We start from the raw sequence: 11,079 nt of genomic DNA on the forward strand, positions 1-11,079 counted from the left end.
GAATTGGTATTATGTCCTGATACAGTTGGCGACAGCTATAAATAACGTGAGTTCGGGATAATTGGAAATGGGTTTTGAGAAAGGGCTGTTAAAATTTGCCAGCTTAACCCAAACTGATGTAAAAAAAATAGAGTGCAAAGCACTCTATTTTTTATGGAATGGTTTATTTTTTAATTGCGATCGCCTGTATAGCCCGAAGCATTGGCTAACTCTTCTAACGTACGTTCGCCAGAGAGCATCTTGCCCTGAATTTCCCAAGTGGGATAGCCCTCAATCCCTTTTTGTTTGCATAACTCAGCTTCCGATTTTGCTCCGTTAGGAGGATTTGGGGCGCATTCCACATAGGGGATTAATTTTTTCGCATCGCCAAATTTTTCCTTCTGATCTTTACAGTGGGGACACCAATACGCGCCGTACATTTTGGCATTAGTTGCGGTCAAATGTTGCGCCAATCGTCCTGCAAAGGAGTTACTTTGAGCGGCGATCTTTCCCTGACTGGCATAAACACCCAGAGTCCCCGTCAAAGTCACAATTGCCACAATTGCACCTGTAAAGAATAACTGACCGACATCTTTCCAAGCATTACCAAATATTGTCAGCAACCAGATCGTCATCATCGTGACGGCTGAAGAGATGCAATAGAGACATACTTGAGGCTGACCGCCAATACTACCTGAGGCAAGTAAATACATCAGGTAGCCACTAAATACGAAGGTCGAGGAAGATACCATAAACATCAAGAAATTCGCGATTTCCTTGAGTTGAGCCTGTGACTTGGGCTCGTCACGCTTTAATAGTAATGGTATGCCTGCTAGAAGTCCTAGAGTTAGATAGCCCAACGCGCCAAAAATTGTTAAGGGAACGCCAAATATCTTGGCATATTCACTACTGAGCACCAAATCGCAGCCGCTACCCTCCACAGTGCAGAGTGCTACTTTTTGACCCAAAAAGTGAGTCACTGTCAAATAAGTTGTAAGAGAAAAGCCAAATAACGACAAAGCGACGATCGCAGGGCGCGACCACCGATGCAACCACGGCTCAGTTTTTTTTCGCATAGCTGTTCCAGACACTTTGTAAATACCTGCTAAGAAGATAGCTCTAAATTAACGCAGCATTAACGATACATAATTGCATCGTTAATTTTATTTATAGATTATTTATAGAGATGTTACCCAATAGATATTGGTGGCGATCGCCGTATTTGCTCTTCCGCAATATGCTTATTTTTTTTATTGGCAATATCTAACCTTACCGCATCGACAAAACGGCTGACTCGAATCGGATCGATCGCCTGTTGAATTTGACCATTACGCTTGAGAGAGCTAGAAACGATGACACCGTCAGCATATTCCATCAACTGTGGTACATTATCCCATGTTGCCCCAGAGCCAACCAACAGAGGCGTATCGCCACAGGCAATTTTTGCCTCCTGAAGATCCTCAGTTTTCGGAGGATTTCCTGTTGCCCAACCCGACAAAATTACCGCATCGGCAAGCCCGCGATGGATCGTATCGTGAACAGCCACTGATATCTGTGGGACAGAAATAGGCTGAGCGTGCTTTACCAAAACATCAGCAAAGATTTTGACATCCGTGCCTAGTTCGCGACGATAGCGCAAGAGCTTGTAGGCATCACCTTCGATAATGCCTTGATCCGTTGCCATTACGCCCATGAGGACATTGACCCGAATAAATTTCGCACCAACACAAGAGGCGATCGCTAATGCACTATGACCATCATTCCTCAAAACGTTAATACCCACAGGAATGCCCACCATCTGCTTAACACGGTGCACAACCAGACTCATAGAACTAACCACCGCAGGATCGACGCGATTTTTAGTAAATGGCGCATCAAAAAAATTCTCTACGAGAATCCCATGCACTCCTCCTGCGGCAAGAGCTGTGGCTTCCTGTTCGGCGCGATCAATTACCTCTTTTAGGCTGCTCCCCCAACGCGGCGAAGTAGGCAACGGCAAAAGATGAATGACCCCGATTACGGGCTTTGGTGTATCAAATAAACTACTTAAATCCACATGCGTGACGCTTATAAAAAACTTGAGTAAAAAATTAGGCTCAAAAGCCGAGCAAGTAATTCAGCAAGATTAAATCTAAAATCAGAGTCCCTGCCGCCTGCTTAGCGAACGACAAGTATTTCTGGATTTTAAAGTTTACTTCTGAGCTACTTCACTAGCTTTTAATTTAACTCGATCGTGAGTGCATAATTTTATCGTGAATTCGATCCCGTCATTTCAATTTCTGACAATAAACTCATAAAGTAGATATGCTAATAACTTCTCTGCCTACTCTATGGGTTTATTAACTATGATTAACGCTCCTCATGCCAGAGATATCTCTACAGATATCTTAATTTTGTCCAATGGACCTGGGGAGCTAACAACATGGGTATATCCCTTTCTAAGAGCTTTAGATCTATCTCTCAAATCCAATGACAAATCCACGGAAGGTTTAGCCAAACTCAAACCACGCATTTCGATCGCATTGTCCCCCGATCAAAATGCGAGCGGACAGGAGCCTCAACTTGCCCAAAGCTTCCCCAATGTGGATCGGGTATTACCACCAGAGCAATTTTTTGATTTTTTACTGTGGGGCAAAACCCCTCAATGGGAATGGGCAAAGCAGGGGATCGTGATCTTTTTAGGTGGAGATCAATTTTTTACGGTTGTGATCGCCAAACGACTGGGTTATAAGACCCTAGTTTATGCCGAATGGGAAGCCCGATGGTATCGCTGGATAGATGGTTTTGCGGTGCGAAACCAAGCGATCGCCGCTAAGATCCCCGCCGACTTACGGGCAAAAGCATCAGTAATTGGTGATTTGATGGTCGATCGCGGGGGCGAACCACCATCTAGCCATGCGAGTAGATCCCCGAGAGTTTGCTTCATGCCAGGTTCTAAAGAACAGAAATTAAAGATTGGTGTACCTTTATTTGTCGCGATCGCCGATATCCTGAAACAAAAACGTCCCGATCTCGATCTAGTCGTCCCCCTCGCCCCCACAGTCACTCCAGAAGCCCTAGCCCAATATGCCCAATTTAGCTTTCCTACGCCCGATAGCGATGGAGCAACGGCGGTTCTGGTAGAGGGGAATTTGGTTACGGCTAAAGGAGCAGTTATCAAAATTCATGGAGGATTTCCTGCCCATGCCCTGATTAGCAGTAGTCAACTTTGTATTACTACGGTAGGAGCAAATACTGCCGAGCTTGCATCCCTCAACCAACCGATGCTCGTGCTATTGCCCACTAACGTTTCCGACATCAAGGTCGGATGGGACGGATTGCTCGGTTTACTTTCATCCACGCCATTCTGGGGAAAGCTGATTAGAACGACGATTAACTCGATCTTGATCGACCAAATTAGAAAGAAAGGGCAGTTGCTAGCTTGGCCGAATATCTGGGCGGGAAAGGCGATCGTGCCAGAAATTTTTGGCGTAATTACACCGACTCAAATTGCCGATGAAATTTTGTTCTACCTCGATCATCCTGAAGAATTAGACCAAATGCGCGATCGGCTCAAAGAAGTCTGTGGAGAATCGGGAGCCGCCACCAAGCTCGTAGCAATGCTTTTAAAAATGCTATAGCTACATAAAAAATGCGGTGTAAAGCACCGCATTTTTTATGTAGCTATAGCCATAGACATTACCAACAAGGGATTTGTTATTAATCAGAGTAATACCCATTCACGAAAGTGTGACAGCACTTTTGTGAATTAAAACCAAACCCAGTAGGGGGGCAAAGCTGAAAATGGCTACGCCATTTTCAGCTTTGGTATAACATTGGCTTCGGGCTTAAGCGATCGCCCCAGCAGGATAACAAACGTTCGTGCCGCCGAGCCCACAATAGCCACCAGGATTCTTGGCGAGATATTGCTGATGGTAGCCTTCAGCATAATAGAACTCTCCAGCATCGCGAATTTCGGTCGTGATGCCTTGTTTCATCCCTGAAGCTTTCAACGCTTCTTGGTAGACTTCGCGTGACTCTTCAGCAAGTTTGCGTTGGGTCTCATTGTAAACATAGATCCCCGAACGATACTGCGTGCCCTTATCATTGCCCTGTTGCATTCCTTGGGTAGGATTATGGGATTCCCAAAATACCTTCAGGAGATCGGCATAACTAATTACTTGGGGATCGTATACGACTAGCACCACCTCATTATGTCCAGTCATCCCCGAACAAACTTCTTCGTAGGTAGGATTAGGAGTTAATCCTGCGGCATAGCCAACAGCAGTTACATAGATCCCCTTTTGCTGCCAAAAACGACGTTCTGCTCCCCAAAAACATCCCAATCCAAACACAGCAGTTTCCATACCTTCAGGGAAAGGTGGTTTTAGAGCATTACCATTGACAAAGTGGTGTGATGCGGTAGGAATTGCTGAAGATCTTCCTGCCAAAGCGTCGGCTACCGTTGGAAGGGTCAATTTTTTGCCTAGTCCGAATAACATAGGTTCACTAAAAAAGTTGTTTACTAAAAAATAAATCGTTCTTGGATTGGTATCAACGTAACAAATACGTATAACGTACGTATAACGAAATAAATAGATATGGCAAGAACTAAGCCTAGCTCATCCAGATCTTTATTATGCATTTATCTCATAAAAAACTAGGGGCATTTGCCCCTTCATTCATTCATCGTTTGATTAGTTACAGAGTCTGACCGCTAAATGCAGGAAAGCGGTCAAACTTAAAATCCAGTGAATCATCGTAAATAGTCAGGGAATTGGGCTTACAGCGCTTAACTACTACAGTTAAACCCTTTGACCCTTCGGTTTCTAAATCTTCTATAAAGCCAATCTTCGCAGCCTCAGCTTCAGATTCATTGGCAAATGGTCCAAAATAGTAAGTGCAACGTGGGAAATCTGTGACAATTTCAACCCACACGGCTAAGCCCAACATTTCCAGAATTGATATGAAAAAGTTCTTAAACAAGTGACCACCCATGGTTTTACATAGCTAAAGTGAATGGTTTGGGTAGATAAGAAAGCTTTAGCATTAAAGCTTTCTTACTATATCTTTATATAACTTAAAACAGGACTTCAAGACAAATTGTTCAGGTTTAACGTATTTACCCAACGTTGTCTAAAAATCTCGTACAGAGCCATTCCTGTGGCGACTGAGGCATTTAAGCTATCGACTTTTCCTTCTAAAGGTATAGATACTAGGAAGTCACAGTTTTTTTGAATTGAGAGGCTCAATCCTTCTCCTTCAGCTCCAATGACTAAGGCGATCGCTCCAGAGAATTTTGTTTTGTGAATGGCATCACTGGCTCCCGCCATTGTCCCATAAACCCAAAATCCTGCCTCTTTAATTTTCTCAAGGGCACGATTGAGGTTGACGACGCGGGCAACGGGCAAGATCTCCAAGGTACCTGCGGCAACTTTAGCGACTGTCGCCGTAATTCCTGCGGCTCGACGCTGGGGGATCACGAGAGCCTGTGCTCCGAGCGCTGCCGCGCTCCGAATGATCGCGCCGAGGTTATGGGGATCGGTAATGCCATCAGCAATCACGATGACGGGTTGGGCTGATTTTTCCTTGGCACTAGCAATTAACTCATCTAGGTCAGCATATTCGTAGGCGGATACCTGAACGGCGATCCCTTGGTGTCTGCCATTATCAGTAATCCGATCCAGTCTGGTATTATCTACCTCATCGACTACGGCTCCTGCTGCCTTCGCCTCGTCAATGAGCGGCAGGAAATCGGGAGCATAACGCAGTCTGGGCGTGACCCACACACGGTTAATGCTGCGATCGCTATTGAGTACTGCTTCAACAGCATGACGACCATAGACAATATCAGGATTCTCAGGATTATGAACTGGCGCAACAATGCCTAGTTCTCCATCAGGATCGACAGCACGTCCAATGGGTGGCAAAGAACGGCGCTCGAAGTTAGGTACGGTGCGATCGCTAAAATCACGATCTCCAAATTTGCGATCGCTAAAATCACGATCCGATCCACGATCTAAGCTACGGATGAAACCACGATCCGATCCACGATCAAAACGTTCGGGGCGATCGCCACGTTCAAATTTTTTATCGCCGAATTTTTTATCGCCGAATTTTTTATCAGCGAATTTTTTATCGCCAAACTTTTTAGCGATCGGCTTATCAAACTTACGGTCAAATTTGGGCTCAGCCGATGAGTTCGCACTTTTTTCAAAGCTCCTTTCAGGACGGCGATCGCTATATTTAGAATCCGCACGACGATCGGTACGATCCGTATACTTAGCTTCAGAGCGACCATCAGCACGCTTTTCAAAGCCTTTTTCTGAGGATTTGTATGGCTTCTCAAAGGATTTATCAAAGGATTTGTCAGCAACACGCTCGGGACGCTTATCATTGCGCTTGTCAGCATATTTACCACCAGCTCGGCTGTCGGAGCGATTGTCAGAACGCTTATCAGTACGTTTATCTGAGTATCGGTCGAAAGACTTTTCAGAACGCTTGTCAAAACTTCTGTCTGCGTCTCGGTCGGAATTATGGTCGGATTGTCGGGATTTCAGTCTAGGTTGCGATGTCATGGCGGCGCTGGGGTATCGATATGGCTAATTAGCTGAGTAAAAATTTTGTCGAGGCGATCACGATCGGTTAAGTAAAGATAACCAATCAATGCTTCAAATCCTGTTGCCTTTTGATAAATGTTGGGATCGACTTTACGTGATATAGATCCCGCAGCATTGCGCCCGCGTCTTACGAGGTCGGACTCAAAGTCTGTGAGATCGAGTTTTTCGAGAAGTTTTGCTTGTTGCTCTGCTCTAACTTGACTGACTACAAGTTGGTGATACTGTTTGGCAGTGCGTGGCGGCAGTAGATAATGAAGACGCATTTGCATCTCATAAACAGCATCGCCAATATAGGCTAGGGCAGAGGTTGGGATCTCAGCGATATTTTCAACGATTGGGCTAAGAGACATTACGAGATAATGCCATTACAGAATAATTTGCTTGCGTAGGATGAATAACGGAATAACGATGGAATGACGACAAAATATTGAGATATTTGTCAACCATTGGATATTTACATTTATTTTCAGACATTGATGGGCAAGCATAGCTTGCCCATCAATATGTATAAATTTTGTCTCCTGAATATCATAACAGCAGTTCTGATATTGGGAATAGATTTTAGTGCCCGAAATGCTAAAAACAAACTTTACACACTAAATAAGCAACTCACCATACGAAATTGACAAGCTAATCTCCCATAAAAGTACTTTGTTGGGCAGAGCCTTCGGAAGAATTGAGATTCGCGGTCAGAAACTTAGATCATGTAAAGTTTGTTTAATTTATCAATTTCGCAATCGCAAATGCGATCGCAAGTGCGATCGCACTTGTAATTGCATTTGCGATTGCATTTGTGATTGCACAAAACATCAAGTCTAGAAAATTTGCCCCATAATTTTCTTTTTATTTTTCTCAAAAACGAAAAATATCATCAAATTCAAGTTGATTTTTACACTTTTTGAGATTGATTCGAGATTGATTCGAGATTGATTCGAGATTTGTTGGGATGTACAGATTGCTTATTGTTGGGTTAGTTGTTGAGTTAGTTAATGTCTACTTGCTTTTTTGCTTGGTTACTTAATTTGGTTACTTGATCTGGTAATTAGTCTTTACTTGTTTCTGCCAGCTTTGCCAGAGCTTCATCGATTGATGTTTGAAGTGTCAGAAATTGATCTAATCGAACTAGTTTGACCGTTTGGGTGACTCTAGCGTTGGTGATGATTTGGAGGGTTCCATCCAAAGTCTGAGTTTTTTTTGCCATTTGCACCAAAACTCCAAGTCCAGAACTATCAATAAAATCAATGGTTGACAGGTCTAAAATCACATTATACGGGCCATCTTCGACGCACTTGCCTATCACTTTCTTAAAAGCTGGCTCAGAAAAAGCGTCTAGAAGACCTGCGAGGCGTATTAATTGATAATTGTCCTTGACTTCGAGGCTGCCTCTTAAACTCACAGTCAAAGTTAACGGTTCAGGAATAATGACCTCCAAGGGGTAAGAACGTACCTTAATTTGCGGGTATATTGTATTTGCTTTCTCGACGCTTGTCCAGAAAATACAAAAAATAAAGGACATAATGACATTTTTAAGCTCTGCCCGATATCAAAATAGTAGAAAAGACGGTTCTTTTTCGCTTTTCTTTAAGCTAATCTCTTCTCCGTCAAGGTGCATGGCGCGGGAGTAACCGATTTAGTTTTATACTAAAAAATCTGCCCAATAACCCATCAGATTGTTTATGCCATCGATCGCCCAAATTCGCCAAACCTTATTAAATAAAGAGCGATCAGCAACTGAAATTGCTCAAGAGTTTTTAGATCGCATTGCTCACCTAGAGCCAAAATTGCATAGCTTTGTTACGGTAACTCCTGAAGTGGCGATCGCTCAAGCCCAAGCCATTGATATAGCGATCGCCGCAGGCGACCCACTGCCAATTCTGGCGGGAGTGCCCATAGGTATTAAAGACAATATGTGTGTCAAGGGGATGCCCACTACCTGTGGCTCCAATATGCTGAAAAATTTTGTGCCCCCCTACGAAGCCACAGTTACAGCAAAACTGCGTGCGGCTGGAGCCGTGATGGTTGGCAAGACTAATCTTGATGAATTTGCGATGGGTAGCTCAACCGAAAACTCAGCGATCGCCCTCACAGCAAATCCTTGGAATACTGCCTATGTGCCTGGGGGGTCATCGGGTGGTTCTGCAGCCGCAGTATCAGGAGGGGAATGTGTTATTGCTACTGGTTCGGATACGGGCGGCTCGATCCGTCAACCTGCATCCTATTGTGGTGTCGTCGGACTAAAGCCCACCTATGGACTAGTCTCAAGGTTTGGCTTAGTCGCTTTTGCTTCCTCACTCGATCAAATTGGTCCCTTTGCCAATACCGTGGAAGATGCGGCAATATTTTTAAGGGCGATCGCGGGTTACGATCCCAAGGACTCCACCAGCATTAACATCGAGATTCCTGACTATGCGGCTTTATTAACCCCAGACTTAACCCAATCCCTAAAGGGCAAAAAGGTTGGCGTAATTACCGAAACCTTTGGTGAAGGTTTAGATAGCGAAGTTGAGGCTTCGGTAAGAAAGGCGATCGCGCATATGGAAAGTATGGGTGCAGAGATCTATGAAATCTCCTGTCCTAGATTCCGTTACGGACTTCCCACCTATTACATTATCGCCCCCTCCGAAGCATCGGCAAACCTCGCTCGCTATGATGGCGTTAAGTATGGTTTCCGCGATGAGAGTGCAGAGAACCTGCTGAGTATGTATGAGAATACCCGCGAGCAGGGTTTTGGAGCAGAAGTAAAACGTCGGATCATGATTGGCACATACGTGCTATCGGCTGGTTACTATGATGCGTATTATCTTAAAGCGCAGAAAGTGAGGACTCTAATCGTTCAAGACTTTCAAAAAGCTTTTGAGCAGGTAGATGTTTTAGTTTGTCCGACTGCACCAACTACAGCTTTTAAGGCAGGAAGCAAGACCGAAGATCCTCTAGGGATGTATCTATCGGATTTGATGACCATTCCTGTAAACCTTGCTGGCTTGCCAGGGATTAGTATCCCCTGTGGATTTGACTCGAAGGGAATGCCCATCGGTTTACAGATGATCTCTAATGTTTTACGAGAAGATGTATTGTTGCAGGTTGCCTATGGCTACGAGCAATCTACGGAATGGCACAAACAAAAGCCTTCTCTATAAAGCAAAAAAGCCTCGAATTGCAGGGCTTTTTGTTGTATACTCCCTTCCCATTAAAAAACCAGACGTTGCGGCGCTTCGCGCCGCAACGCTAATTCTTGTTTTTTAATGTCTAATTTTATAGCGGGAAGGGAGTATTACTTTTCTTTACTGAATAGCTGGGCATAATTAACATCAGTTCGCGTTAAACTGGCAAGTTTTCAAAGCCCAAAAGTAAAAGCCTTGCATAGCAAGGCTTTTACTTTTGGGCTTTGAGAAAGGGTTTGCTACGCAAACCCTTTCTCAAAGCCCGTTTCAAATTATCCCGAACTCACGTTAATTTTGCCCAGCTACTTATAAACCCCAATATTTTGCCCTTTCCTTTAGCCAGCCATTTTTATGCCACTTATCCACAATGCCAAATACTCGATCGCGCAAGTCTAAATGCTGCAATCCTCGCGGTAAGGCGATCGCTAAACTATGGACAGCAATGGGTTGCCCGATGATTTCCAAATCAGGATGCTCTTGAAGCCATTGGGTGAGGCTAGTGCGATCGCCCACAAAAGCTTTAATTTTATCCGCTTGCAATGCGGCTAAACCATCGGCATAGGAACTTGTGCCAACGATCGCCGCTTTCGGAAATTGCGATTGGATCGCGGCGATCGCATCGGAATTTTTGATAACGCCTATGGCTAAAGGTTGGTAGAGTTCTTGAGAATTAGTACCGCGTTTAGCGATCGCGATCGTGCTGTCGATGTAGTAGGGCAAAGAGAAATCAACCAAACGCGAACGATTAGTAGTTACGGTAATTTGGGCGATCGCGAGATCGACTTGATTGTTTTGCAATGCTGTTAGGCGATCGCGACTATTTAAGGGCAATAATTCAACCTGAAAATTTAGTTCTTTTGCCAACTCCCGCGCAATATCAATTTCCAATCCCGCAAGGTTGCCACTGCGATCGCGAAATCCCAAGGGTGGCAAATTATCTTTGACCCCGACGATCAATTTGCCCCGTTTTTGGATTTTATCAAGCGTATTTATTTCTGGAGTGATGGCTGAGTTAGTTTCGGCGGCGATCGCCAAGTGATGCACCTGAAGCGCCTTGAAGTAATTTCCTCCGTCAATTAAGGCAATCGCGGCGATCGTGGTTAAAAACAAAGTATTACCCTGTAACTTTCTCACCTAGACTTCTCCCGACAAATTCCAAACAAAAAAGTCAAGCTTCCATTGTAGGAAACTTGACTAAGATAACTTATTTGGGTCATTAAATTTAGGTCATTAAATTTAGGTCATTAAATTTAGGTCATCAAAATCCTTGATCGGAGGTGAGGATTTTTGACTAAATTTTGACTAAGTTTTGATTATAGCTGTCGCCAATTGTACTAGGA

At 44.2% G+C, this 11,079-nt stretch carries 10 protein-coding genes; 2 read left to right on the forward strand and 8 right to left on the reverse strand.

The annotated features are described in order from the left end of the window. Window positions 1-170: 170 nt before the first annotated feature. Window positions 171-1,055 (reverse strand): vitamin K epoxide reductase family protein, encoded by an 885-nt coding sequence (locus tag AC805_RS13460; protein WP_055075903.1) that lies wholly within the window; start codon window positions 1,053-1,055, stop codon window positions 171-173. 113 nt (window positions 1,056-1,168) lie between these two features. Further along, the gene (gene btpA, locus AC805_RS13465; RefSeq protein ID WP_055075904.1) at window positions 1,169-2,035 is read right to left on the reverse strand and encodes a photosystem I biogenesis protein BtpA; all 867 of its coding nucleotides are present in this window, start codon (window positions 2,033-2,035) and stop codon (window positions 1,169-1,171) included. Window positions 2,036-2,324: 289 nt separating this feature from the next. Between btpA and AC805_RS13470 the strand changes: the two genes are divergently transcribed. After that, window positions 2,325-3,599, forward strand: a complete 1,275-nt coding sequence (locus AC805_RS13470) for a lipid-A-disaccharide synthase (protein WP_231662842.1) — start codon at window positions 2,325-2,327, stop codon at window positions 3,597-3,599. A gap of 207 nt (window positions 3,600-3,806) precedes the next feature. Here the strand turns inward: AC805_RS13470 and msrA are convergent, their stop codons facing one another. From msrA to AC805_RS13495, 5 genes are all read right to left on the reverse strand, one after another. After that, window positions 3,807-4,460: a peptide-methionine (S)-S-oxide reductase MsrA gene (msrA, locus tag AC805_RS13475; protein ID WP_055075906.1), complete on the reverse strand. Its 654-nt coding sequence runs from the start codon at window positions 4,458-4,460 to the stop codon at window positions 3,807-3,809. Between the two features lie 199 nt (window positions 4,461-4,659). Further along, a complete protein-coding gene (locus AC805_RS13480; RefSeq protein WP_055075907.1) occupies window positions 4,660-4,956 on the reverse strand; it encodes a DUF1816 domain-containing protein in 297 nt (98 codons plus the stop codon). A 95-nt stretch (window positions 4,957-5,051) separates the two neighbouring features. Continuing rightward, window positions 5,052-6,536, reverse strand: coding sequence for a 23S rRNA (guanosine(2251)-2'-O)-methyltransferase RlmB (gene rlmB, locus AC805_RS24750; RefSeq protein WP_082429499.1), 1,485 nt, complete (start codon window positions 6,534-6,536; stop codon window positions 5,052-5,054). Then, window positions 6,533-6,928, reverse strand: coding sequence for a Mini-ribonuclease 3 (locus AC805_RS13490; protein WP_009626685.1), 396 nt, complete (start codon window positions 6,926-6,928; stop codon window positions 6,533-6,535). The genes rlmB and AC805_RS13490 overlap by 4 nt, the downstream gene beginning before the upstream one ends. Window positions 6,929-7,620: 692 nt before the next feature. Then, complete coding sequence (locus AC805_RS13495; protein WP_197278725.1) at window positions 7,621-7,974, reverse strand: STAS domain-containing protein; 354 nt, start codon at window positions 7,972-7,974, stop codon at window positions 7,621-7,623. A gap of 280 nt (window positions 7,975-8,254) precedes the next feature. Here AC805_RS13495 and gatA point away from each other — a divergent pair, with 280 nt between their 5' ends. Further along, a complete protein-coding gene (gene gatA, locus AC805_RS13500; RefSeq protein ID WP_055075908.1) occupies window positions 8,255-9,715 on the forward strand; it encodes an Asp-tRNA(Asn)/Glu-tRNA(Gln) amidotransferase subunit GatA in 1,461 nt (486 codons plus the stop codon). A 330-nt stretch (window positions 9,716-10,045) separates the two neighbouring features. Here gatA and AC805_RS13505 read toward each other — a convergent pair whose 3' ends face one another. Beyond that, window positions 10,046-10,873, reverse strand: a complete 828-nt coding sequence (locus tag AC805_RS13505; protein WP_055075909.1) for a transporter substrate-binding domain-containing protein — start codon at window positions 10,871-10,873, stop codon at window positions 10,046-10,048. Window positions 10,874-11,079 lie beyond the last annotated feature (206 nt).

Origin of the sequence: Pseudanabaena sp. 'Roaring Creek' (genome assembly GCF_001402795.1) — a bacterium.
Taxonomy (GTDB): domain Bacteria; phylum Cyanobacteriota; class Cyanobacteriia; order Pseudanabaenales; family Pseudanabaenaceae; genus Pseudanabaena.

Bases quoted from the DNA above. Each gene is read 5' to 3' on its own strand.
- AC805_RS13480 (WP_055075907.1), bottom strand. From the start codon at position 4,956: ATGGGTGGTCACTTGTTTAAGAACTTTTTCATATCAATTCTGGAAATG.
- AC805_RS13470 (WP_231662842.1), top strand. From the start codon at position 2,325: ATGATTAACGCTCCTCATGCCAGAGATATCTCTACAGATATCTTAATT.
- rlmB (WP_082429499.1), bottom strand. From the start codon at position 6,536: ATGACATCGCAACCTAGACTGAAATCCCGACAATCCGACCATAATTCC.
- msrA (WP_055075906.1), bottom strand. From the start codon at position 4,460: ATGTTATTCGGACTAGGCAAAAAATTGACCCTTCCAACGGTAGCCGAC.
- AC805_RS13490 (WP_009626685.1), bottom strand. From the start codon at position 6,928: ATGTCTCTTAGCCCAATCGTTGAAAATATCGCTGAGATCCCAACCTCT.
- AC805_RS13460 (WP_055075903.1), bottom strand. From the start codon at position 1,055: ATGCGAAAAAAAACTGAGCCGTGGTTGCATCGGTGGTCGCGCCCTGCG.
- gatA (WP_055075908.1), top strand. From the start codon at position 8,255: ATGCCATCGATCGCCCAAATTCGCCAAACCTTATTAAATAAAGAGCGA.